The sequence below is a fragment of the Mesorhizobium sp. P2_D1 genome (assembly GCF_056404455.1).
On sequence record NZ_JBFUDZ010000019.1, the window covers coordinates 22,063 to 43,402 of the forward strand.

Below are 21,340 nucleotides of genomic sequence, written 5' to 3' on the forward strand. Positions count from 1 at the left end.
GGCTGCGGCCGCCCTTTTTCATTGCGCGATAGGTGCCCCGTATCCGCACTGTCAGACCACGACCGACAGGATCAGCCACAATGTGGCGCCGAGCGTCATCAGCGAGGCCTTGGCGCCGGTGGCCTTTTCCGTGGTTCGCCATACGGCAAAGGTCAGGAAGATGTTGTAGGGCATCCGTCGCCGCATACTTCCGGCAGCTTTCGGTTTGCAGGGCGTGTCCTGACATTACGCGGCTCCGATTTTGGGATGCACTTCGCAGCCTTGGCCGCTTCGCGCCACCAAGCGCAGTAAAGCGCGCCGCCCCCGACAGCTCAGAACTTTCCTATCAGGAGAGCATACGTCAAATTGGGAATGTGTGAAAACGACGACATCAAGGAAGTGTTCGCCGAAGCCAAGGGGACCGGCTTCGACACCAAGGCGATGCGTACGATCAAGGATCTGATGGTGGCGGTCAACGCCGCGATCGCGCTGGAACGGCCCCTGCTGGTCAAGGGCGAGCCCGGCACCGGCAAGACCGAACTCGCCAGGCAAGTTGCGGCAGCCCTTGGCCTCGACCTCATCGAATGGCACGTCAAGTCTACCACCAGGGCGCAGCAGGGCCTTTACGAATACGATGCCGTGTCGCGGCTGCGCGACAGCCAGCTCGGCGACGAGCGCTTCAACGACATCAGGAACTACATCAAGCGCGGTAAGCTTTGGGAGGCGTTCTCGGCCGGCAAGAAGGTCGTGCTTCTGATCGACGAGATCGACAAGGCCGATATCGAGTTCCCCAACGATTTGCTGCAGGAACTCGATCGGATGGAGTTCTTCGTCTACGAGACCGGCGAGACCATTCGCGCCGCGGTCAGGCCGATCGTCATCATCACCTCSAACAACGAGAAGGAACTGCCSGACGCCTTCCTGCGCCGCTGCTTCTTCCACTACATCCGCTTTCCCGACGTCGAGACGCTGCACAAAATCGTCGACGTGCACTATCCCGGCATCAAGCAGAACCTTGTTGGCGGCGGCGAGGGGCGCGGATCCGCCACTGAAAGAATGCCTGTCTCACTGGCGCTTAGCCGACCAGCAGCCTATATTGGTCGGGACGGTCTGTGCTTCCCGGCAGGAGAACATTTTCCCCGGGGCCTTAACGATCCTTAGGGAGCTGTCCCTGGGAAGACCCGTGGGTTTTCTCACACGGCGCCCACCTACTTTGTAGGTTCCCGGGATCGCTCTCTCCACCGGTTGTGTGGATCGTCACTTTTCGCAACGCATCCATGTCTTTCGGTGGATGATGCGGTAGAAAACGTCGCTCCTAAAGCTCCACCCAAATCTGACCTTTTCTATCGTCTGCGCATGACATCTTCAAAACACCTGAAAAAGCAGCTTCGCCTCGAGGCACTCGGGCGCCGCGACGCGCTCGATGAATTCTGGCGGGTGGAGATCGCCCTCGAAATGGCCGAGACGGCGCGCGATCACCTCGCTGTCGAGCCGGGTCAGATCGTCTCCGGCTTCTGGCCGATGCGCTCGGAAGTCGACGTCCGGCCGCTGATGTTCGCCTTGCGCGAGAAGGGAGCCAGGCTTTGCCTGCCGGCGATCCTCGACAGGTCCACCATCGTCTTTCGCGAGCTCGTGCGGGGCGCGCCGATGGTCGAGATGGGTTTCGGCACGGTCGGCCCGCATGAGGAGGCCGAGGTGCTCGACCCCACGGTGATGCTGGTGCCGCTCGCCGCCTTCGACGCGCGCGGCCATCGCATCGGCTATGGAGCCGGCTACTACGACCGCGCCATCGCCAAGCTGGTCGACAAGGGGCTGCCGCCCAGATTGATCGGCATCGCCTTCAACTGCCAGGAGGTGGGGCTGGTGCCGGATGAGGACCACGACGTTGTCATCCCGGAAATACTCACGGAGAGTGGGTTGCGCCGCTTCTCGCCAAAATTGTAGACAGGCATAATGGACGCATGATCTTTTCACAGACGTCATGCAGCTTTTGCTTCGCTGACATTCGGTGCGGGATCATATGAGACTTCTCTTCCTCGGCGACATGGTTGGAAAAACGGGACGCACGGCAGTGTGGGAACAACTGCCGGGACTGATCTCCGATTTCAAACTCGATTTCGTCATCGTCAACGGCGAGAATGCCGCCGGCGGCTTCGGCATCACCGAAGAGATCTTTCGCGAAACGATCGCGGCGGGCGCCGATGTTGTCACCACCGGCAACCATGTCTGGGACCAGCGCGACGCGCTGGCCTTCGCGCCGCGCGAAGAGCGCTTTTTGCGCCCCTCCAATTTCCCCAAGGGCACGCCCGGACGCGGCTCCGGCGTCTACATCGCCAAGAGCGGTGCGCGTGTGCTGGTCGCCAATATCATGGGCCGGGTGTTCATGCATCCCGAACTCGACGATCCGTTCCAGGCCGGTGAGCGCGAACTGGCCGCCTGTCCGCTCGGCGAGCAGGCGGATGCCGTGATCATCGACTTCCACGCCGAGGCAACCTCGGAAAAGATGTGCTTCGCGCATTTCGTCGATGGCCGCGCCAGTCTTGTCGTCGGCACCCACACGCACCAGCCGACCGGCGATCACCAGATACTCAATGGCGGCACGGGTTACATTTCCGACGCCGGCATGTGCGGCGACTATGATTCCTCGCTCGGCATGGACAAGGAGGAACCGCTCAACCGGTTCCTGTCGAAAGTGCCGAAAGGGCGTTTCGAGGCAGCAACCGGACCGGCGACATTGTGCGGCGTCGGCGTCGATATTTCCGACCGCACGGGGCTTACCGAGAGGATCGCGCCGTTTCGTCGCGGGCCGCGGCTGGAGGAAACCGCACCGTCCTTCTGGTCGTGACATTGATATGGACGCAAGCAGTACCTAATTGCCGGCGACACTGCTCTAGATCGTAGAGGGGACGACCTCCATGCAGCTCATCGAATTCCTGGCGCCGCATTTTCACTTTGTGTCCGATCCAACGGCCTGGGTCGCGCTGCTGACGCTGGTGGTGCTGGAGATCGTGCTCGGCATCGACAATCTGATCTTCATCTCGATCCTGACCAACAAGCTGCCGGAAGCGCAAAGGGCGCGCGCCCGCCGGCTTGGCATCTCGGCGGCGCTGATCATGCGGCTGGTGCTGCTGGCCACCATTTCGATCATCGTCCAGCTGACGACGCCGGTGTTCACCGCCTTCGGTCACGGGTTCTCCTGGCGCGACCTGATCCTGATTGCCGGTGGCCTGTTCCTGGTGTGGAAGGCGACCAAGGAGATCCATCACACGGTCGATCCCGACGATCACCAGGACACGATGCTGGGTGAGACCCTGCAGATGAGCCTCGCCGGCGCGATCTTCCAGATACTGCTGCTCGACCTCGTCTTCTCCATAGATTCGATCATCACCGCCGTCGGCATGACCGACGAGATCGCCATCATGTACATTGCCGTGATCGTCGCGGTCAGCGTGATGATGCTGGCGGCCGGACCGCTGGCAAATTTCATCGCCAAGAACCCGAGCATCGTCATGTTGGCGCTGGGCTTCCTGCTGATGATCGGCATGACGCTGATCGCCGACGGCATGGGCTACCATGTGCCCAAGGGTTACATCTACGCGGCGATGGGTTTTTCGGCCTTGGTCGAAGGGCTCAACATGCTGGCGCGGCGACGGAGAAAAGCGAAGTCCGGCGAGGGGCATTGAGGTTGGCAGGAGCATAGCCGCGTCACGAGACCTTGGAGTTTGTCGCTGTCGCGTAGGATCGCTGGATCGGCCAGTATGCCAGCCATGCGATCAACATCATCGACCGGCTGAAGTCCGACCTGGAGGCGTGAGCGATTGCAGCGGCCTCGCGGCTGGACGAATTGAGCCGATTTATCTATAAGCCGGCCATTCCGACAGAGAACGCCGTGCTTCCACGAGTTGCACCTGGGACGCTCTGAAATTTTGAATTCGAGCATTTTGCAGAAGACGAGGTGAGATCGCCTCGCTTCGGGATGCTCTAGCCGAGAAGACGACAGGGGTGCCATGGCTGGCCATTCACAGTTCAAGAACATCATGCACCGCAAGGGCCGCCAGGATGCGGTGCGGTCGAAAATGTTTTCCAAGCTGGCGCGCGAAATCACCGTTGCCGCCAAGAGCGGGACGCCCGATCCATCGATGAACCCGCGCCTGCGCCTGGCCGTGCAGAACGCCAAGGCGGTGTCGATGCCGAAGGACAACATCCAGCGCGCCATCAACAAAGCCTCGATGGGCGATGCCGAGAGCTACGAAGCCGTGCGCTATGAGGGCTACGGACCCGGTGGCGTCGCAGTCATCGTCGAAGCGCTGACCGACAACCGCAACCGTTCGGCCTCGAACGTGCGCGCCGCCTTCACCAAGGCCGGCGGGGCGATGGGCGAAACCGGTTCGGTGTCGTTCATGTGGGATCGTGCCGGCGAGATCTATTATCCGGCATCGGTAGGCAACGCCGACAAGGTGATGGACGCGGCGATCGAAGCCGGCGCCGATGACGTGGAATCCGATGAGGAAGGCCACACGATCTATTGCGCCTTTGAAAATCTCGGTGAAGTGTCGAAAGCGCTGGAGGCCTCGCTCGGCGAAGCTGAATCTGTGAAGCCGATCTGGAAGCCGCAGAACAGCGTTCCGGTCGACGAGGATCGGGCACAGTCGCTGATGAAGCTGGTCGCCACGCTCGAGGATGACGATGACGTTCAAAGCGTCTACGCCAACTTCGAAGTCGACGACGAGACCATGGCCAAGCTCAGCGCGGCATGAGCGGAGTCCAGCCAGAGACATGAGCGAAGCTCAGCTTCCCGCCATCCGCATCACCTATTGCACGCAGTGCCAGTGGCTGCTGCGTGCCGGCTGGATGGCGCAGGAGCTGCTGTCGACCTTCGGCACCGACCTCGGCGAGGTCACGCTGGTGCCCGGCACCGGCGGCATCTTCACCATTTCCTGCAATGATACGCTGGTCTGGGACCGCAAGCGCGACGGCGGCTTTCCGGAAGCGGCCAAGCTCAAGCAACTGGTCCGCGAYGTCATCGACCCGGATCGCGATCTCGGTCATTCCGACCGCAAGGGTCATACGCAAAAAGACCCTGCCTGAGCAGGATCTTTTGCTTTTCGCAGAACGCTTCTCTCTTTGTCTTGACGCAAACCCGGACTGCTAGGCACTTTTCCTGGAGTTGCTTAGAGCAATGAGAGAATGAAGCAGGCCATCGCCATGATGGCGGTGATGGTGCGGACGTGGTTCCACATCACCCATTGGCTCAGATGGTTCGCCCACACAGCGGCGCCGTTGCTGCTGGCCGGGTCGACGGCGGCGAGCGCATCGTTGAGCGGCACGTTGAAGACCATGGTCACGATCGGGTTGCCGATCAGGTAGATCACCGCGCCGGCAAGCAACCAGTACGAGCCGGACTGGCTCCAGCCCATGATGGCGGCGGCGATAAGCACCAGACAGAGCAGGCCGGTACCGAAAAGCGCCGTCATGAAGGTCGGGGTGATCACCGTGACGTTGATCGAATTCATCGCCGCGATGCCGCTGGGGACGGGCAGTCGAGCAAGCGCCGCCATGACGAAATTGGAAAAGGCGAAAAACACGCCGCCGACGACCCCCGAGCCGATTGCGGCAATGATGGTAAGGGTGGGAAGAAGTTTCGTGATCATGTCAGTTGCTCCAGATTCGGCTAGCGGCGGTTTCGGTTGCGTAGACGGAGAAGTCTTTCGGTGCACGGCCAAGCACGCGCTGGACGCCGTCGGCCAGCGTCTCGTTGCGGCCGTCAAGCACTTCGGTGAACAACTCGTTGAGCAGCCAGGCGAATTCGGGCGGCAGGTCGTGCGCGGCCACGGCGGCGGTGAATTCGTCATGCGAAATCCTGACAAAGCGGATGTCGCGCCCGGCGACCCTGCCGATCTCGGCGACGGCGTCGGCGAAGCTCAGCAGCCGTGGCCCGGTCAGTTCATAGAGCTGGCCGACATGCCCTGGCTCAGTCAGCACGGCAAAGGCGACGTCGGCGATGTCATCGGCATCGACAAACGGCTCGCCGACATTGCCGACCGGCAAAGCCACTTCACCCTCAGCCAAGGGCTCGACAAGGAAGCCTTCGCTGAAGTTCTGCGAGAACCAGGCGCAGCGCAGGATCGTCCAGTCGGCGCCAGAGGCCTTCAGCATCTCTTCGGAACGCTGGGCTTCCGCCTCGCCACGCCCCGACAGCAGCACCAGCCGGGTGATGCCGTTTTGTACGGCAAGCCTGGCGAAGGCGCCGATCACCTCGGCGGCACCCGGCACGGCCAGATCGGGATAGTAGCTGATGTAGACGGCGCTGACGCCTTGCATTGCCAGGCCCCAGGTCGCGGGGACCTCCCAGTCGAAGCGCGGGGTGCCCGAGCGCGAGCCGATGCGCACCGGCACGCCTTGCGCCGTCAACCGCTCGGCAAGGCGGTGGCCGGTCTTGCCGGTGCCGCCGAGGATCAGGATGGGGTTTGGTGTCGTGTTGTTCATGGCTGTTTTCCTCTGTTTCAAAACATGAGTAATCCTCATATTTGCAAAACGTGATAAATCCTCGTATTTTGTGAGTCAAGCGATTTTGTTGGCACTGGAGACAGACATGGAAGACACAGCGCCGGTTTCGTCACAGGAGCAGATTGCTTCGCCGCGCCGGGCGCCGAGCCAGCAGCGCAGCCGCGAGCGGGTCGAACGCATGCTCGCCGCTGCCTCGGCACTGATTGCCGAGCAAGGCAGCGACGCCATGCGCATGGGCGAAGTGGCGGAACGGGCAGGGGTGTCGATCGGCTCGCTCTACCAGTTCTTTCCGGACAAGCGGGCGATCGTCTGGGCTCTGGCCGAGCGCTACACCGCCGAAAGCCAGGCGTGCATCTCGGCGGCACTCGCCGATGTCGGCGACGCCGAAGGCCTGCGCCAAGCGTTTTCGGAGCTGGTCGATATCTACTACGGGCTGTTCCTGGCCGAGCCGGTGATGCGCGACATCTGGTCGGGCACGCAGGCCGACAAGGCGCTGCGCCAACTCGAACTCGCCGACAGCCGGGCCAACGCCGAATTCCTCACCGCGGTGCTGAAGCGGCTGCGGCCGGCAGCCGATCCGACGGCGCTGGAAACCACGGCGTTCCTGGTCTGGCAGATGGGCGAGGCCGCCGTCCGGCTGGCGATCTCGGTCGACCGGCAAGAGGGCGACAGGCTGGTGGTTGCTTACAAGCGGATGGCGCTGCGGGAACTGTTGGCGGAGTAGGACGCGATGGAAGGTGAGCAACAAAAAACCCGCCTCGAGGGCGGGTTTTCCGATCTGCGAAAAAGGTCGTCGGGCTTAGAGGCCGAAACCTTCGAAACGCTTCTTGAACTTCGACAAGCGACCACCGCGGTCGAGCAGGGTCTGCTGGCCGCCGGTCCAGGCCGGGTGGGTGGTCGGGTCGATATCGAGGTTCATCGTATCGCCTTCCTTGCCCCAGGTCGAACGGGTCATGTATTCGGTGCCGTCGGTCATGACGACCTTGATGGTGTGGTAATCGGGATGGATGTCGGTCTTCATGGTTCGGTTCCTGGCTTGCCGGCGCTGCCGACGGGCATAAGCCTGCGTCGATGCGCCCCTTTTTAAAACTCGAAGCCGCAGCTATTGAGGAGCCACGGCTTCTAAAACGGTCGGCGAGCCTATACATCAGCCGGAATTGAATCACAAGGCCGCGGCAAGCGCATATATTGAGGCGCATAGCCGAGAGGCGGCTAGAGGAAACGCAGGAATGGCGCAAACCAGCAGCGCAGACGAGCGCCGGCGCTCGCTCAAGCCGCTCAGGCGCCTGTTCCCGTATATCACGCATTATCGCACGCTCGTCGTCGGTGCGCTGATTTCGCTGGTCATCGCCGCGGCAACGACGCTGGCGCTGCCGCTGGCCGTGCGGCGCATGATCGATCATGGTTTCTCGTCGGCCAACACCATCTTCATCGCCGAATATTTCGCAGCCTTGGTGGCGATGGCCGCCGTGCTGGCGGCCGCCTCGGCCAGCCGCTACTATTTCGTCATCACGCTCGGCGAGCGCGTCGTCGCCGATATCAGGCGCGATGTCTTTACCCATGTGACGACGCTGTCGCCGTCCTTTTTCGACACCGCCCAGTCGGGCGAGATCGTGTCGCGGCTCGCCGCAGACACCACGCAGGTCAAGTCGGCGGTCGGGGCGACGGCATCGGTGGCGCTGCGCAACGTCATTCTCGGCCTTGGCGCGTTGGGGATGATGGTCGTCACCAGCCCGAAACTGTCCGGCCTGGTCATTGCGGCCATTCCGGTCATCGTGCTGCCGCTGGTCGCCTTCGGCCGCTCGGTGCGGCGCAAGTCGCGGCAGGCGCAGGATACACTTGCCGATGCCACCGCCTATGCCAGCGAACAGATCGGCGCGGTGCGCACCTTGCAGGCCTTCACCAATGAAAAGCTCGTCACGGGGCATTTCTCCGGCGCCGTGGAAGCCGCTTTCGAGGCGGCGCGTGCCTCGATCTTCGCGCGCTCCTTCCTCACCTTCTTTGCTATTTTCACCATCTTCTCGTCCGTCGTGGCGGTGCTGTGGTTCGGCTCGCGCGACGTGCTCGACGGCAATCTTTCGCCAGGCACGCTCGGCCAGTTCCTGCTCTATTCGGTGTTTGCCGCCGGTGCGCTCGGCGCGCTGTCCGAGGTCTGGGGCGAGCTTGCGCAAGCGGCGGGTGCTGCCGAACGGCTGACCGAGATCCTGGCTGAGAAGCCGGCAATCCAGGCGCCAGCCGATCCGAAGCCGCTGCCTGCCGTCGCCAAGGGCGCGATCGCCTTCGATGACGTCTCCTTCTCCTATCCGGCAAGGCCCGACCGCGCTGCCGTGCACGGCTTGAGCTTTCAGGTCATGCCCGGCGAGACGGTGGCGATCGTCGGTCCATCAGGGGCCGGCAAGAGCACGGTCTTTTCGCTGATCCTGCGCTTCTACGATCCTGAAACCGGCAAGGTCCTGATCGATGGCGTCGATGTGCGCGAAGCCGATCCGGTCTCGGTCCGCGAACGCATCGCCATCGTGCCGCAGGATGTCACCATCTTCGCGGCAAGCGCGCGCGACAATATCGGCTTTGGCCGGCCGGGCGCCAGCGAGGCCCAGATCGAGACGGCGGCGAAGGATGCGCTCGCCGACGAATTTATCCTCAAGCTCGAGAAAGGCTATGACAGCCAGGTCGGCGAGCGCGGGGTGACACTGTCCGGCGGCCAGCGCCAACGGGTCGCGATCGCTCGCGCCATCCTGCGCGACGCGCCGATCCTGCTGCTCGACGAGGCGACCTCGGCGCTCGACGCCGAAAGCGAGACGCTGGTGCAGATGGCGCTGGAACGGCTGATGCAGGGCCGCACCACCATCGTCATCGCCCACCGGCTGGCGACGGTGTTGAAGGCCGACAGGATCCTGGTCATGGATGGCGGCCGCATCGTCGAGGAAGGCACGCATCAGAGCCTCGTCGCCAAGGGCGGCATCTACGCGCGGCTGGCCAAGCTGCAGTTCGAAACCGGCGCCAGCGCCTTCAGGGGCGCGGCGGAGTAGTCGCAAACATCTGCCCCTGATGTGCCGACAGCCCTTACGCGGCTCCGTATCGCTGCTTCAGATGGTTGACGAAATAGCTGGCGTCGAGCTTTTCGCCGGTGGCGCGTTCGAGCAGGTCCGGTGTCGACCAGCGAGACCCCTGCGACCAGATTTTTTCGCGACGCCAGGCGTTGATTGACGCGAAATTGCCTTTGGCGAGATCGTCATCGGCGGCAGGATGCTCACGCGTCAGCGCCGCCCATTGCTGTGCCGCCATCATCGCGCCCAGCGTGTAGGACGGGAAGTAGCCGAAGGCGGCACCCGGCCAGTGCACGTCCTGCATCGGCCCGTCGGCCGGATTGTCGATGGTGGAGAGACCGAGATAGTCGCGCATCTTGGCATCCCAGGCTTCTGGCAGTTCTGCCACCTCCAGCCTGCCCGAGACGAGCTCCTGCTCCAGCTCGTAGCGCAGGATGACATGCAGCGGGTAGGTCACCTCGTCGGCATCGACACGGATCAGGCCGCGCTCGACGTGGTGCACATGCGGCAGGATGTCGTCGAGCGACCAGGCTTCGCCGAGATGCTTTTCGACCACCGGCAGCGCCCAGCGCCAGAAGGCCGGGTTGCGGCCGAGCTGCTTTTCGACGAACAGGCTCTGGCTTTCATGCACGGCCATGCCGCGTGCCTTGCCGAGCGGCCAGTGCGCCCATGCCTTCGGCAGGTTCTGTTCATACAGCGCATGGCCGGTCTCGTGCAGCACGCCCATCAATGCCGACAGGAAGTCCGAGGTCTTGTAGCGGGTGGTGATGCGCACGTCGCTCGGTACGCCGCCGCAGAAGGGATGGTGCGACACCGACAGCGACCCATGCGTCAGGTCGAAGCCGACCGCCGTCATCATGGCAAGGCCGAGCTCGCGTTGCCGGTCGATCGCATAGGTGCCCGAAAGCGGCTTCAGCGGCCGCTTGCGCAGCCGCGCTTCCTGTATCGCCAGAGCCTCCGGCACGAAGCCTTTCAGGAAAGCCTTGAGGTCGGTGAAGACAGGCGTGATGTCGGCGGCGCGGTTGCCGGGGTCGTATTGCTCCATGAGCGCGTCATAAGGGGCAAGACCGAGCACGTCGGCACGCAGCGCCGCCTCTTCGCGCACCAGCGCCACCACGCCCTCCAGCGCCGGCAGGAAGCCCACCCAGTCGTTCTTGGCGCGCAGGTCGCGCCACAGCTGCTCGCAACGCATGCGCGCGGTGGTCTGACGTTCGACGAACTCGACCGGCAGGCAGGTCAGGTTGGTGTATTGCCGCCGCAATTCGGCGACCGCGGCCCGTTGCTCCTCACTCAACGCTTCCTGTTCGACCGCGGCGAGCCAGTCGGCGATTTCCGGCGCCGTTGCCCTGGTGTGGTACATGCCGGCCAGCGCCGACATTGCCTCGGCGCGCTTCTCGCCGCCGCCGACAGCCATGTGGGTGGCCTCGTCGGCGCCGAGAATGGCCAGCGCATGCTCAAGCGCTTCGAGCTTGTGACCGAGATCATCGAGTTTCTGAAAGGACATGGCGGCTTCCGTGATTGAGGACGGGGCGAAAAGATACCAACGCAAAAGCGTTTGCAAGCCTGCGGCCCTGTGCGGCGGATGCACCTTGCACAGGTGAGGTAACGCGTGAAATGCTGCCGGCGACGTATGAAGGGGGGAACAACATGATCGGCAACATCCTGGTCGGACTGGTGGCCTTGATCCATGTCTACATCGTCTATCTCGAAATGGTGCTGTGGGACACGCCGCGCGGGCACAAGGCGTTCAATCTGAAGCCGGAATTCGCCAGCGCCTCGAAGGTGCTCGCCGCCAATCAGGGTCTCTACAACGGCTTCCTCGCCGCGGGCCTGATCTGGGGGCTTTACCTCGGGACAGCCGGTTTTCAGGTCAAGGTCTTCTTCCTGTTGTGCGTGGCCATTGCCGGCCTCTATGGCGCGGCAACGGTTGGCCGCAAGATACTGTTCATTCAGACCGTGCCGGCGGTCGTCGCCCTGATTGCCGTCTGGCTTGGTTGGTAGGAAACTGGGCTGGTAGCAAGCTGGGCTGAGGGAAAAAGGACGCCCGCGGGAGAGGGGGCCCCGAGGGCGCCAGTTGGTCCTTTCCTGGCGCAGGATCTCGGAAGGAATCATGCGCGAGATCGAAGTGCTAGAGCTTGGCGTTCAAGCTTTCAGCCGTTCGGATAGTTTCCGCCGTCGGAGCCATCGCCCATCAGGAAATCGCTGCCAATACCGACCCTCAGACGCTGGTCGACATTGTCGAGACGGCGCAGCAGCTCATGGTATTGCGCGGCCGGTATCCTGCCGTGATCCGATGCCGCTATCTTCTCGGCCGCCTGACTGATGCGGGCCGTCCGCATTTCCAGGCGTTCGGCGACGGCGGGCGTGATGTTGTTGGCCTGCCTTGCATCGACTATGCCCTGGCGGACGCCTTGAACCTGTTGGATGAGGCCTTCGACGCGCGGCCCCGTAAAGTCGGTCGGATCGCCGGCGTCCAGAGCGCCTCTGTGATGGCCCGCGGCATAGGCGCCGGCAAGCGGAACGGCGATGAGGACCGCCGTGAGTGTTGCAGTTCTAAGCGAGGTGCTGGGAATAAAAGAGCGCATCGTTGCGTTCTCCTCCTGAAGAGGAAGGCGGCGATTGTCTCGCCTGCCCTCCGGCTGCGGGCCGTCCGGTTCCGTCGCGTCGCGATGGGGTTCATCGCCGGCGGTTCTCGGCCCAGGTGGGGAAGCTAGGACCGCAATTCGACGATGTGTAATTAAAAAAAGATAATCTTTTCAGGCCTTGCCGGCCTTGCTCTACGCCCTAGAGTTGAGCCGGCGAACAAATTCGCGTGATGCCGCGTGATGATGGATCAACGTTCGGTGAGCTTCAGTTCAATACGCCGGTTCTTGTTGCGCGCCTCTTCGGTGTCGGCGGGGTCGAGCGGCTGGAACTCGCCGAAGCCGGCGGCGACCAGGCGGTTGGCCGGCACGCCGTTCTCGATCAGGAACTTCACCACCGAGGTCGAACGCGCCGTCGACAGCTCCCAGTTGTCGCGGTAGCGGCCGGTGCCGGAGAGCGGCTTGTTGTCGGTATGGCCGTCGACGCGCAGCACCCAGTTGATCTCGGGCGGGATTTCCTTCTGCAATTCGATGATGGCGTCGGCAAGTTTCTTCATCTCCACCTTGCCGGCATCGTTGATCACTTCGGAGCCGGTCGGGAACAGCACTTCGGACTGGAAGACGAAGCGGTCGCCGACGATGCGGATGTTCTCGCGGTCGGCGAGGATCTCGCGCAAGCGGCCGAAGAAGTCGGAGCGGTAGCGGTTCAATTCCTGGACGCGCTGCGCCAGTGCGACGTTCAGGCGGCGGCCGAGATCGGCGATCTTGGTGTTGGAATCACGATCGCGGGTTTCGGAGACGTTGAGCGCATCCTCGAGCGCACCGATCTGCTTGCGCAGTGCTGCAATCTGCTGGTTGAGAATCTCGACCTGGCTCAGCGCCTGCTGACTGATCTGGCGCTGGCTGTCGAGTTCGCCCGAAAGTGCTACGGCACGCTGGTTGGCGGCGTCTCCGGCGCCGGCACCTTGCGCCAGCAATTGTTCGAGCCGGCTCTTTTCCGCTTCCGCCGCCGACAGCGAAGCCTGCAGATTGGCGAGCGAATCTTCCTTGTCCTGTGCCGTCGAGCGCTCCAGCGCCAGAAGCTGGGTCAACTCGTTGATCTGCGAATTGAGTCGCGAGAGCGCCGTGTCCTTGCCGGAGATTTCGCGGCCCAGCAGGAACTGCGCCAGCACGAAGACGGTGAGCAGGAACATGATCGCCAGAAGCAGCGTCGACAGCGCGTCGACGAAGCCCGGCCAGTAATCGATGCGGCGATCGGTGCGCCGTCCACGCGCCAGCGCCACGTCAATGCACCCCGGGCTTCTTCAGGGCGTCGGCAATCTTTTCCAGCGTGTTGCGCATCGCCTTCTGCTCGTCGGACTGGGCCTCGACCCAGTCGCGCATGATCTGCTGCTCCGAGCGCATGTTCTTGACCAGGCCGGAAATGCCGTCGGCGAGATTGGCCATGGCGGTGGCGACGCGCGGATTGGAGCCGCCGCCATTCTCCTGCATGCTGCGCAGCCTTTCCGACAAGACCCGGATCTCGTCCGAGGATTCGGTCTTGGCCTGGTCGGAGACGACGATGTCGGACGACAGATCGGTGACCGAGGACAGCCAGTTTTCCAGTTCGGTATAGAAGCGCGTCTGGGCGCGGCCGGCCTGCAGGTCGAGGAAGCCGAGCACCAGCGAGCCGGACAGGCCGAACAGCGAGGACGAGAAGGCCGTGCCCATGCCGGCCAGCGGCGCCGAAAGGCCTTGCTTCAGCGAATCGAGCACCGCAGCGGCATCGCCCGTACCTGGATCGAGCGATTCGATGGTCTCACGGATCGAGGCGATGGTGTTCAACAGACCCCAGAAGGTGCCGAGCAGGCCGAGGAACACCAGCAGGCCGACGAGATAGCGCGACGTGTCACGGCTTTCGTCGAGCCGCGTGGCAATGGAATCGAGCATGGTGCGCATTGAACTGGTCGAGAAGGCCGTCGCCGAGGAGCGGCCGATCATCGCCTTCATCGGCGCCAGCAGCACCGGTTCGGTGGTCTCCGAGCCGGCACGGAACGAATTCACCCAGCGCACTTCGCGAAACAGCCGTCCGACCTGAGCGAAGGCCAAGAGGATGCCGACCACCAACACGCCGACGATCAGGCCGTTGAGGCCGGGATTGCTGCCAAAGGCGGTCGAGATCTGGCGGGTCAGGATGGCGGCTATGAAGGCGACGATGACCAGGAAGATCATCATGGTCAGCAGAAAGACCTGCGGGCTCGACAGTTTATGCGGATCGTAGATCAGGACATCAGAGCGTCTGCCCATGCCGAAGGATCTGAGAAAAGCCATCCGTGCCCCGTTTCCGATGCCGCCGCCGATCACGTAGACCGCGACTCTAAACGGAATTGTGACCAAATTGAATGGCGCTTGGCAATATTGCCGCGTCTATAAGCCTGTGTCAGAGGCGATTGATGACCAGACAGTCGACCATGGCGGCCAGATGCAGGCCGGCGCCGGTGACGACGAAGCCGTGCCACAGCGCATTGTGGAAGCGCAATCCCTTCCAGGCAAAGAAGATGACGCCGCAGGAATAGACGATGCCGCCGGCAACGATCAGCGCGATCGACGTCGTCGGCAGGGTCTGGACAAGCGGCTTTACCAGGACGATGCCGCTCCAGCCGATGGCGAGATAGAAGACGATCGCCAGCCGGTCGAAACGGCCGGGAAAAAACACCTTGATGGCGATGCCCAGCGCTGCAGCGGCCCAGACGAGGACAATCATCCAGTGCGCCAGCGGCGAGCCTTCGAGCTGAGCCAGGAAAGGCGTGTAGGTCGCGGCGATCAGGAGATAGATCGCGGCATGGTCGAAGCGCCGCAGGATCCATTTCGCCGGCGACGACACCGGCCACAAATTGTAGGTCAGCGACACCGACAGCACGGTGAGCAGCGAAACCACATAGAAGGCAGCGGCGATGTATTCGCCCGGCCCGACGCGAAACGCCGCTAGCGCCAGCAGCGCCGAACCCGCCGAGATCGCCAGCACGATGCCGACCGCATGGACGATGCCGTCGGCGATCATCTCGGCACGCGAATAGTGCCAGCGTCCGATGAACGGGATGTCGTGGTGGGGCTTGATGTCGTTCACTGCCGGGTTCCTGCGCCGCGCACTATGATCTGGGCGCTTGCCGGGCAGTATTTCAAGCTTCCATTGCGGTTTTGCGACTGCGGCGCATCAGCGCGGCGTGTCAGTCAGCGTGCCGAGAGCGGCTTCTTCACGGCCTTCAGCAAAGCGCGCTGGATGACCTCGTTGCCGGCGACCACCGAGCCGTTGTCGAGCATGTCCTGACCACCGTCCATATCCGAAACGAAGCCACCCGCCTCGCGGATCAGTAGCAGGCCGGCGGCGACGTCCCAGGCCGACAGGCCGGTTTCCCAAAACCCGTCCATGCGGCCGGCGGCGACATAGGCGAGATCGAGCGAGACGGCCCCCAAGCGGCGCACGCCGGAGACCTCAGCCATGACGTTGCGCAGTTCGACGAGGAAATTGCCGTGGTGGCCGCGGCCGAGATGCGGCACGCCGCAACCGATCACCGTATCGACCAGCTTGATGCGGCCGGCGACGCGCAGCCGGCGGTCGTTCATGAAGGCGCCGCCGCCGCGTTCGGCGGTGTAGAGCTCGTCCATTGCCGGATTGTAGATGACGCCGGCAACGATCTGCCCCTGGCGTTCCAGGGCGATCGAAACGGCAAAGAGCGGGATGCCGTGCAGGAAATTGGTGGTGCCGTCGAGCGGGTCGACGATCCAGCGGTGCTGGCCGTCGTCGCCTTCGACCACGCCGCGCTCCTCCATCAGGAAAGCGTAGCCCGGCCGTGCCTTCGACAGTTCGGCAAAGACGATCTCCTCGGCGTTGCGGTCGGCCTGGCTGACATAGTCACCAGGGCCTTTCATCGAGACCTGCAGGTTCTGCACCTCGCCGAAGTCGCGCGACAGCGAGCGGCCGGCTTTCATTGCGGCCTGGACCATGACGTTGAGAAGGGCTGAGCGTGCCATCGTGCTTCTTCCTGCTGCTGCGCTTCAAGCGCTGTCTTGATGCATGTCGGTGACCCAAAACCGGGGCCACTTTTGGGCGGCATGCATCAGTCTGCGCGGCGCACGTAAGTGATTTCGTTGGTGTCGACGATGATGCGTTCGCCGGCGCCGATGAACGGCGGTACCAGCACACGGATGCCGTTCTCCAGTACCGCCGGCTTGTAGGAGGACGCGGCCGTCTGACCCTTTACCACGGGATCGGCCTCGGTGATGGTCAGCGTCACATAGTCGGGCAGAGAAATGCCGATCGGCCTTTCTTCATAAAGCTGGACCGTGACCATCATGCCGTCCTGCAGGAAGGCGGCGCGATCGCCGACGAAGTCCTTCGCCAATTCGAGCTGCTCGTAGCTCTGGGTGTCCATGAACACCAGCGCGTCTTCCTGCGCGTAGAGGAAGGAAAAATCCTTGAGATCGAGCCGGATCTGCTCGACGGTCTCGGCCGAGCGGAAGCGCTCGTTGAGCTTGGTGCCGTTGATGAGGTTCTTCAGTTCGACCTGGTTGTAGGCGCCGCCCTTGCCTGGCTTGACGGTGTTGGTCCTGACCGCCACCCACAGGCCGCCGTCATGCTCGATGACGTAGCCGGGACGGATTTCGTTGCCATTGATCTTGGCCATAGTGATCTGATCCGGGAATGAGATGTTCGCTGGGAAAGCGATTTCGGGCTCCCAAGACCACAAATCGCCAGAAGAGGCAAGGGAGCGGGGCAGGCTGGGGCCAAGCGGCAGGGATGAAACACCCAGGCGGGGTCTGGAGATGCGGTGCCGAAGAAGGCCGGGTCAGGCATTCTGGTCGATGACCGCACCGACCGATTTGGCGATCGCATCGGCGACGCGCATCACGCCCTTCGGCAGATGCTGAGGGAGTAGATGCATGGGCATGAGGCCGAGCCCGTGACCCCGGTGCACCCACTCCATCTGCATGGCCGGGTCCTGGATTCCCGGTCAGGGCAGGCGGTTCGCCTTCTGCAGCGCCTGCTTGGTCTGGTCGTCATCCAACCCCTGCAGGAAGTCGTCCATCTGCGGGTCGATGAGACCGGCGCGGCGGGCGACGATGTACCAGGCCGCGGCGAGGACAAGATCCGGATCGGTGCCGATGCCTTGCATATAGAGCTTGGCAAGGCGGTTCTGCGCGGCGACATTGCCGCCCTCCGCCGCTCGCTTCATCCAGCCGAAGGCGGATTTCAGGTCACGGCCGCCACCGCGTCCCTCGATCATCCAGGCTGCGAGATCGATCTGCGCGGTGTCGTAATTCTGGCGTGCAGCCTGCGCCAGCAGGCGCCTTGCCTGCGCGTCGTCGCGCGGCTTGCCGCCGACGCCATTGGCATAGATCTGCGACATTGCATATTGCGCGTCGGCGAGGCCGGTGGCGGCGGCACGCTCGTAGTAGGAGACCGCCCTGGCGAGGCCGGCGTCGCCGGGGTCCTGCTGGACCAGCATCTGCCCGAAATTGAACTGCGCCAGCTGGTTGCCGGCTTCGGCGGCTGCCTGCATCAGCGCATAGGCCCCTTTCTCGTCCTTCTTGACGTACCGGCCATCGAGCAGCATCAGCGCGTATTGGAACTGCGATTCCGGCACACCCTGCTCGGCGGCAAGCGCGTACCATTTCGCCGCTTCCGCGGCATTGAGCGGTACTCCCAGCCCGCGCGACAGGATCTCGGCGACCAGCGTCTGCGCCGCCGGGTCGCCGTTTTGCGCGCGGATCAACGCGAGATTGTAGGCCGTCTTGTATAGCCCGCGCTGGAAAGCGCCATAGGCGGCGTCGGCAGGCTTTGCGCCGAAGCGATCGGGGTTGATGGCATCGGCCGATGGCAGCGGCGCCGGCTCGGCCGTGGTGGCGGGTTGCGGCAGCGGCTTGTCGATCGGCTTGTCCGTATGCACGCCGGCTTCCGGCTTGGGTTGCGGCAGCGGGATGTTCTCCGCGGCCGCTGCCTGGACCATGAGCACCGCAAGCAGAGCCTGGAGGGGAAGCGTCGCCGAAGGCACGTCAGTCCTCGAAACGCGGCGCGGTCTCGTCGAGCAGCGCGTTGGCGCTGGCGACCGCTGCCCTGGGGTCGGCGGCGTCGGCGAACACGGCGCTCGACAGTGCCACGAATTCGGCGCCGGTGGCGCCCACCGCTTCCACCGAGGCGATGTCGGATCCGGCCATGACGATGCAAGGGATCTGGATCATGTCGGCCCACCATTTGCCGAGCGACAGGTTGCGCGGGTGCGGTTCGGGCTTGTTGTCGTAGCCGAAGCGGCCGAAGAAGATGTAGTCGGGCCGTGTCTCGCCAAGCTCGAGCGCGTCGTCACGTGTCTTGGCGCCGCCGGCGCCGACCATCATCTTTGCCTGGAAATGTTCGATCGTCTCGGCGAGTTCGGCCTTGGAGACCTCGACATGGATGCCGTCGGCCTGGACGCGACCGGCTATGCGGGTATCGCCGGCGATGACGACAGCGACGCCCGCGGCCTGCGCGGCCGGCACGATCTGTTCGGCGAAAGCCTGGAAGGAGCCCTCGTCCATGCCGTTCTCCGGCAGGATCAGCGAGGCGACATCGCCGCCTTCGAATGCCGCGGCGATACGGGCCGCCGGCACGCCGGGCGGCGCGATCAGCACGATGCGACAGCGGTTGGGGGGCGTTGCGTCATTCATGGTTCTTCGATCCCGCGTTTCGCCTATGCCGGGCGAAGATGGTTGGATTGCGGCATAGAGCAAAGTGCCCGCTTTGAACAGGCGGGCAGCCGGGATCGCGATTGTGACCCGCCGGGCCGCCGGCGGGCCTGTGTCACTTGATCGGGTGCGGGCTCGCGACGGGCGCCTTCGACTTCCAGAGCGTCCAGCCGAGATTCATGCCGGCGGCGGCGATCAGGATGGCGGTGGCGCCGACAATCTGGCTCAGATGCAGCCGATGGCCGAAGGCCACGACATCGACCAGGATCGCCACCACCGGGTAGATGAAGGACAGCGACCCCTGCAGATGCGTCGGCAGCTTCTGGATGGCGCCGTACATCAGGATGTACATCAGGCCGGTGTGGACGATGCCGAGCGTCGCCAGCATGGCCCAGCTCCACGCATCGGCGGGAAGCTGGGAAAGATTTGCGAAGGGCGCCAACATGACGACGCCGACGCAGACCTGGATCAGCGCGATCAGGTGCGGCGGCGTGCCCTTGAGCTTCTTGGTGACGATGGCGGCGACGGCCCAGAAGAAAGCCGCGCCCAACGCCATGACGATGCCGGTAAAGTAATCGGTGCCGACATCGCCGGCATCAGGGGCGGCCTGCACGATCAGCACCATGCCGGCGAAGGCGATGGCCAGCCAGGTCAGCTTGGTCAGGGTCAGTCGCTCGGCGAAGAACAGTGCGCCGAAGCCGACCAGCATGAAGGGCTGCGTGTTGTAGACGGCGGTGGCGATCGAGATCGACGCGCGCGAGAACGCGCTGAACAGCAGCAGCCAGTTGACGACGATGGCGACGCCGCCGAGCGCGGCGAAGCCGATGATGCGCAGCGACAAGCTGTTGCGCAGCAACCCCAGCCCGGCGCAGATGACAAGCAGCGTCAGCGCGCCGAACGCGCAACGCCAGAACACCACGTCCATGATCGGCTGGCCGGACATGACGACGAACCATCCGATCGTCCCCAGGATCGCCATTGCGGCGGACATTTCGACCGTACCGCGCACTGTATCGTTCACGACAAACCTCCGAACCCGTTGAGCCGGTATAATCTCATGCGGCAACGAAGCTTTCCATCTGATGAGAAAGGTAGTATAGACGATTGACCTAATTATATTAGGCCTCGCCTCCAAATTTGCGGGAAATGTAAAATGCTTGACGATCTCGACCGACGCCTCCTCGAAATTCTGATCAAGGACGCGCGGACTTCGCTGAAGGAATTGGCTGCCCAAGTTGGGCTGTCATCGCCGAGCGTCTCGGAACGGCTTCGACGGCTCGAGGAACGCGGCGTCATCCGGGCGTTCACCGTCGAGATCGATCCGCTGGCGCTAGGCTATACGTTGCAGGCCATCGTGCGCATCCGGCCTTTGCCGGGCAAGCTGCACATCGTCCAGAAGCTGATCGAGGAGATCCCCGAATTTGGCGAATGCGACAAGGTGACGGGCGATGACTGCTTCGTCGCCCGGCTGTTCGTGCGCTCGATCGGCGATCTCGACGGCATTCTCGACCGCATCGCCGACAAGGCTGAGACGAGCACCGCCATCATCAAGGCGCAGCCGATCCGGCGGCGGCCGCCACCTCTCGACGTAACCGCCCCGCGTGACAAGGCAAAGATCTTGCAGGCTTCCTGATCGACGCCGGGTGAAACGCCGGCGGTCGGTGCGGTATATTTGCTGTCGCTCCGCTGGGGAATCTGGGCTATTCAGACGTCGATACGCTTTCCCTCCAGCCCAGCCCCTCCCCATGTCAGGCCTGCTTCTCGAACCGTGGTTCTACGCGGCCGCCATTCCGGCGGTCATTCTGGTCGGCCTGTCCAAGGGCGGCTTCGGCGGCGCCGTTGGTTTCGTCGGCGTGCCCTTGATGGCGCTGACCATGCCGCCGGTGCAGGCGGCGGCGATCCTCCTGCCGATCCTGTGCCTGATGGACATCGTGTCGGTGTGGACATGGTGGGGTGTCTACGACCGCAAGATGCTGGTCGACATGATGCCGGGCGCGGTCGTCGGCATCGGACTCGGCTGGCTGACGGCAGCACTGGTCACCGAGGAGGCGGTACGGCTGATCGTCGGCGCCGTCGCCATCATCTTCGTCCTGCGCTGGCTCTATCTGCAGTTTCGCCATGGCGCCGACCACGCGGTCGCGCCCAATCGCGTCGCTGCTGCCATCTGGGGAACGGTCGCCGGCTTCACCAGCTTCGTCGCCCATGTCGGCGGCCCGCCGTTCCAGGTCTATGCCTTGCCGATCCGGCTCGATCCCAAAATTCTGTCGGGAACCGCGGCGATCTTCTTTGCCGCAACCAATGCGCTGAAGCTCATTCCCTATTTCGCGCTCGGCCAGTTCGACACCGCCAATCTGACGGCTTCGGCGGTGCTGATGCCGCTGGCGCCGCTCTCGACCGTCGCCGGCGCCTGGCTGGTGCGGCGCATGCGCCCGGAAACCTTCTATCCCTTCACCTACGCTACCGTGGCGGTGGTGGCGCTAAAGCTACTGTGGGACGGCATCGCCGGCCTCATGTAGAGGGGGCGGT

The 21,340-nt window shown here is 63.5% G+C and carries 25 protein-coding genes, 1 other RNA gene and 2 pseudogenes; 13 read left to right on the forward strand and 15 right to left on the reverse strand.

Annotated elements, in window-relative coordinates:
- Positions 1 to 51: 51 nt before the first annotated feature.
- Entirely contained in the window at positions 52 to 174 is a 123-nt protein-coding gene (locus AC1D0I_RS15830) for a hypothetical protein (protein WP_477396241.1), read from the reverse strand.
- 177 nt (positions 175 to 351) lie between these two features.
- Here AC1D0I_RS15830 and AC1D0I_RS15835 point away from each other — a divergent pair.
- The 8 genes and pseudogenes from AC1D0I_RS15835 to AC1D0I_RS15870 all read left to right on the forward strand — a co-directional run.
- Positions 352 to 399: pseudogene (locus AC1D0I_RS15835) on the forward strand (hypothetical protein); the annotation flags it as partial.
- 21 nt (positions 400 to 420) lie between these two features.
- Positions 421 to 999, forward strand: a pseudogene (locus AC1D0I_RS15840) (AAA family ATPase); the annotation flags it as partial.
- A gap of 84 nt (positions 1,000 to 1,083) precedes the next feature.
- Positions 1,084 to 1,239, forward strand: a non-coding RNA gene (gene ssrS / locus AC1D0I_RS15845) — 6S RNA.
- 96 nt (positions 1,240 to 1,335) lie between these two features.
- Positions 1,336 to 1,923 carry a 5-formyltetrahydrofolate cyclo-ligase gene (locus AC1D0I_RS15850; RefSeq protein WP_477396243.1) on the forward strand — a complete coding sequence of 196 codons (588 nt, stop codon included), beginning with the start codon at positions 1,336 to 1,338 and terminating at the stop codon, positions 1,921 to 1,923.
- Between the two features lie 76 nt (positions 1,924 to 1,999).
- Positions 2,000 to 2,824: a TIGR00282 family metallophosphoesterase gene (locus tag AC1D0I_RS15855; protein WP_477396245.1), complete on the forward strand. Its 825-nt coding sequence runs from the start codon at positions 2,000 to 2,002 to the stop codon at positions 2,822 to 2,824.
- A gap of 70 nt (positions 2,825 to 2,894) precedes the next feature.
- Entirely contained in the window at positions 2,895 to 3,662 is a 768-nt protein-coding gene (locus tag AC1D0I_RS15860; RefSeq protein ID WP_095084227.1) for a TerC family protein, read from the forward strand.
- A 324-nt stretch (positions 3,663 to 3,986) separates the two neighbouring features.
- Complete coding sequence (locus AC1D0I_RS15865) at positions 3,987 to 4,736, forward strand: YebC/PmpR family DNA-binding transcriptional regulator (RefSeq protein ID WP_477396247.1); 750 nt, start codon at positions 3,987 to 3,989, stop codon at positions 4,734 to 4,736.
- Between the two features lie 19 nt (positions 4,737 to 4,755).
- The gene (locus AC1D0I_RS15870) at positions 4,756 to 5,067 is read left to right on the forward strand and encodes an Rdx family protein (RefSeq protein ID WP_477396249.1); all 312 of its coding nucleotides are present in this window, start codon (positions 4,756 to 4,758) and stop codon (positions 5,065 to 5,067) included.
- A gap of 83 nt (positions 5,068 to 5,150) precedes the next feature.
- On the opposite strand, the gene AC1D0I_RS15875 is transcribed toward AC1D0I_RS15870, so the two are convergent.
- Together AC1D0I_RS15875 and AC1D0I_RS15880 are read right to left on the reverse strand one after the other, a co-directional pair.
- Entirely contained in the window at positions 5,151 to 5,630 is a 480-nt protein-coding gene (locus AC1D0I_RS15875) for an anthrone oxygenase family protein (RefSeq protein WP_477396250.1), read from the reverse strand.
- A 1-nt stretch (position 5,631) separates the two neighbouring features.
- Positions 5,632 to 6,465 carry an NAD(P)H-binding protein gene (locus tag AC1D0I_RS15880; protein ID WP_477396252.1) on the reverse strand — a complete coding sequence of 278 codons (834 nt, stop codon included), beginning with the start codon at positions 6,463 to 6,465 and terminating at the stop codon, positions 5,632 to 5,634.
- Between the two features lie 106 nt (positions 6,466 to 6,571).
- On the opposite strand from AC1D0I_RS15880, the gene AC1D0I_RS15885 reads away from it, so the two are divergent.
- The gene (locus tag AC1D0I_RS15885) at positions 6,572 to 7,210 is read left to right on the forward strand and encodes a TetR family transcriptional regulator (RefSeq protein ID WP_477396254.1); all 639 of its coding nucleotides are present in this window, start codon (positions 6,572 to 6,574) and stop codon (positions 7,208 to 7,210) included.
- 75 nt (positions 7,211 to 7,285) lie between these two features.
- Here the strand turns inward: AC1D0I_RS15885 and rpmE are convergent, their stop codons facing one another.
- Complete coding sequence (gene rpmE, locus AC1D0I_RS15890) at positions 7,286 to 7,507, reverse strand: 50S ribosomal protein L31 (RefSeq protein ID WP_006327661.1); 222 nt, start codon at positions 7,505 to 7,507, stop codon at positions 7,286 to 7,288.
- Between the two features lie 208 nt (positions 7,508 to 7,715).
- Here rpmE and AC1D0I_RS15895 point away from each other — a divergent pair, with 208 nt between their 5' ends.
- Positions 7,716 to 9,515 carry an ABC transporter transmembrane domain-containing protein gene (locus AC1D0I_RS15895; RefSeq protein ID WP_477396256.1) on the forward strand — a complete coding sequence of 600 codons (1,800 nt, stop codon included), beginning with the start codon at positions 7,716 to 7,718 and terminating at the stop codon, positions 9,513 to 9,515.
- 34 nt (positions 9,516 to 9,549) lie between these two features.
- Here the strand turns inward: AC1D0I_RS15895 and AC1D0I_RS15900 are convergent, their stop codons facing one another.
- On the reverse strand, positions 9,550 to 11,037 hold the full coding sequence (locus AC1D0I_RS15900; RefSeq protein ID WP_477396258.1) for a carboxypeptidase M32: 1,488 nt from the start codon (positions 11,035 to 11,037) through the stop codon (positions 9,550 to 9,552).
- 143 nt (positions 11,038 to 11,180) lie between these two features.
- Here AC1D0I_RS15900 and AC1D0I_RS15905 point away from each other — a divergent pair, with 143 nt between their 5' ends.
- Entirely contained in the window at positions 11,181 to 11,534 is a 354-nt protein-coding gene (locus tag AC1D0I_RS15905) for a DUF1304 domain-containing protein (RefSeq protein ID WP_095084234.1), read from the forward strand.
- Positions 11,535 to 11,683: 149 nt separating this feature from the next.
- Here AC1D0I_RS15905 and AC1D0I_RS15910 read toward each other — a convergent pair whose 3' ends face one another.
- From AC1D0I_RS15910 to AC1D0I_RS15955, 10 genes are all read right to left on the reverse strand, one after another.
- On the reverse strand, positions 11,684 to 12,118 hold the full coding sequence (locus AC1D0I_RS15910) for a hypothetical protein (RefSeq protein ID WP_477396260.1): 435 nt from the start codon (positions 12,116 to 12,118) through the stop codon (positions 11,684 to 11,686).
- 248 nt (positions 12,119 to 12,366) lie between these two features.
- Positions 12,367 to 13,398, reverse strand: a complete 1,032-nt coding sequence (locus tag AC1D0I_RS15915; RefSeq protein ID WP_095084236.1) for a peptidoglycan -binding protein — start codon at positions 13,396 to 13,398, stop codon at positions 12,367 to 12,369.
- A 1-nt stretch (position 13,399) separates the two neighbouring features.
- Positions 13,400 to 14,425, reverse strand: coding sequence for a MotA/TolQ/ExbB proton channel family protein (locus tag AC1D0I_RS15920; RefSeq protein WP_095084237.1), 1,026 nt, complete (start codon positions 14,423 to 14,425; stop codon positions 13,400 to 13,402).
- A 109-nt stretch (positions 14,426 to 14,534) separates the two neighbouring features.
- Positions 14,535 to 15,221, reverse strand: coding sequence for a PAQR family membrane homeostasis protein TrhA (trhA, locus tag AC1D0I_RS15925; RefSeq protein ID WP_457150846.1), 687 nt, complete (start codon positions 15,219 to 15,221; stop codon positions 14,535 to 14,537).
- 104 nt (positions 15,222 to 15,325) lie between these two features.
- A complete protein-coding gene (locus AC1D0I_RS15930) occupies positions 15,326 to 16,126 on the reverse strand; it encodes an inositol monophosphatase family protein (RefSeq protein WP_477396262.1) in 801 nt (266 codons plus the stop codon).
- Positions 16,127 to 16,212: 86 nt separating this feature from the next.
- Positions 16,213 to 16,779: an elongation factor P gene (gene efp / locus AC1D0I_RS15935; protein ID WP_095084240.1), complete on the reverse strand. Its 567-nt coding sequence runs from the start codon at positions 16,777 to 16,779 to the stop codon at positions 16,213 to 16,215.
- A 162-nt stretch (positions 16,780 to 16,941) separates the two neighbouring features.
- Positions 16,942 to 17,085, reverse strand: a complete 144-nt coding sequence (locus tag AC1D0I_RS15940; protein WP_457150848.1) for a hypothetical protein — start codon at positions 17,083 to 17,085, stop codon at positions 16,942 to 16,944.
- Between the two features lie 21 nt (positions 17,086 to 17,106).
- Positions 17,107 to 18,102, reverse strand: a complete 996-nt coding sequence (locus AC1D0I_RS15945) for a tetratricopeptide repeat protein (RefSeq protein WP_457150849.1) — start codon at positions 18,100 to 18,102, stop codon at positions 17,107 to 17,109.
- Between the two features lie 46 nt (positions 18,103 to 18,148).
- On the reverse strand, positions 18,149 to 18,796 hold the full coding sequence (locus AC1D0I_RS15950; protein WP_457150850.1) for a thiamine phosphate synthase: 648 nt from the start codon (positions 18,794 to 18,796) through the stop codon (positions 18,149 to 18,151).
- A gap of 133 nt (positions 18,797 to 18,929) precedes the next feature.
- Positions 18,930 to 19,835, reverse strand: a complete 906-nt coding sequence (locus AC1D0I_RS15955) for a DMT family transporter (protein ID WP_457150851.1) — start codon at positions 19,833 to 19,835, stop codon at positions 18,930 to 18,932.
- A gap of 132 nt (positions 19,836 to 19,967) precedes the next feature.
- Here AC1D0I_RS15955 and AC1D0I_RS15960 point away from each other — a divergent pair, with 132 nt between their 5' ends.
- Positions 19,968 to 20,447, forward strand: a complete 480-nt coding sequence (locus AC1D0I_RS15960; RefSeq protein ID WP_457150852.1) for an Lrp/AsnC family transcriptional regulator — start codon at positions 19,968 to 19,970, stop codon at positions 20,445 to 20,447.
- Between the two features lie 112 nt (positions 20,448 to 20,559).
- A complete protein-coding gene (locus tag AC1D0I_RS15965) occupies positions 20,560 to 21,330 on the forward strand; it encodes a sulfite exporter TauE/SafE family protein (protein ID WP_477227684.1) in 771 nt (256 codons plus the stop codon).
- The last annotated feature ends 10 nt before the right edge of the window (positions 21,331 to 21,340 follow it).

What these genes read in the sequence shown, in the direction of transcription:
- AC1D0I_RS15830 (WP_477396241.1), bottom strand. Translation starts at nt 174, where the DNA reads ATGCCCTACAACATCTTCCTGACCTTTGCCGTATGGCGAACCACGGAA.
- AC1D0I_RS15850 (WP_477396243.1), top strand. Translation starts at nt 1,336, where the DNA reads ATGACATCTTCAAAACACCTGAAAAAGCAGCTTCGCCTCGAGGCACTC.
- AC1D0I_RS15855 (WP_477396245.1), top strand. Translation starts at nt 2,000, where the DNA reads ATGAGACTTCTCTTCCTCGGCGACATGGTTGGAAAAACGGGACGCACG.
- AC1D0I_RS15860 (WP_095084227.1), top strand. Translation starts at nt 2,895, where the DNA reads ATGCAGCTCATCGAATTCCTGGCGCCGCATTTTCACTTTGTGTCCGAT.
- AC1D0I_RS15865 (WP_477396247.1), top strand. Translation starts at nt 3,987, where the DNA reads ATGGCTGGCCATTCACAGTTCAAGAACATCATGCACCGCAAGGGCCGC.
- AC1D0I_RS15875 (WP_477396250.1), bottom strand. Translation starts at nt 5,630, where the DNA reads ATGATCACGAAACTTCTTCCCACCCTTACCATCATTGCCGCAATCGGC.
- AC1D0I_RS15880 (WP_477396252.1), bottom strand. Translation starts at nt 6,465, where the DNA reads ATGAACAACACGACACCAAACCCCATCCTGATCCTCGGCGGCACCGGC.
- AC1D0I_RS15885 (WP_477396254.1), top strand. Translation starts at nt 6,572, where the DNA reads ATGGAAGACACAGCGCCGGTTTCGTCACAGGAGCAGATTGCTTCGCCG.
- rpmE (WP_006327661.1), bottom strand. Translation starts at nt 7,507, where the DNA reads ATGAAGACCGACATCCATCCCGATTACCACACCATCAAGGTCGTCATG.
- AC1D0I_RS15895 (WP_477396256.1), top strand. Translation starts at nt 7,716, where the DNA reads ATGGCGCAAACCAGCAGCGCAGACGAGCGCCGGCGCTCGCTCAAGCCG.
- AC1D0I_RS15900 (WP_477396258.1), bottom strand. Translation starts at nt 11,037, where the DNA reads ATGTCCTTTCAGAAACTCGATGATCTCGGTCACAAGCTCGAAGCGCTT.
- AC1D0I_RS15905 (WP_095084234.1), top strand. Translation starts at nt 11,181, where the DNA reads ATGATCGGCAACATCCTGGTCGGACTGGTGGCCTTGATCCATGTCTAC.
- AC1D0I_RS15910 (WP_477396260.1), bottom strand. Translation starts at nt 12,118, where the DNA reads ATGCGCTCTTTTATTCCCAGCACCTCGCTTAGAACTGCAACACTCACG.
- AC1D0I_RS15920 (WP_095084237.1), bottom strand. Translation starts at nt 14,425, where the DNA reads ATGGCTTTTCTCAGATCCTTCGGCATGGGCAGACGCTCTGATGTCCTG.
- AC1D0I_RS15930 (WP_477396262.1), bottom strand. Translation starts at nt 16,126, where the DNA reads ATGGCACGCTCAGCCCTTCTCAACGTCATGGTCCAGGCCGCAATGAAA.
- efp (WP_095084240.1), bottom strand. Translation starts at nt 16,779, where the DNA reads ATGGCCAAGATCAATGGCAACGAAATCCGTCCCGGCTACGTCATCGAG.
- AC1D0I_RS15940 (WP_457150848.1), bottom strand. Translation starts at nt 17,085, where the DNA reads ATGCAGATGGAGTGGGTGCACCGGGGTCACGGGCTCGGCCTCATGCCC.
- AC1D0I_RS15945 (WP_457150849.1), bottom strand. Translation starts at nt 18,102, where the DNA reads ATGGTCCAGGCAGCGGCCGCGGAGAACATCCCGCTGCCGCAACCCAAG.
- AC1D0I_RS15950 (WP_457150850.1), bottom strand. Translation starts at nt 18,796, where the DNA reads ATGAATGACGCAACGCCCCCCAACCGCTGTCGCATCGTGCTGATCGCG.
- AC1D0I_RS15960 (WP_457150852.1), top strand. Translation starts at nt 19,968, where the DNA reads ATGCTTGACGATCTCGACCGACGCCTCCTCGAAATTCTGATCAAGGAC.
- AC1D0I_RS15965 (WP_477227684.1), top strand. Translation starts at nt 20,560, where the DNA reads ATGTCAGGCCTGCTTCTCGAACCGTGGTTCTACGCGGCCGCCATTCCG.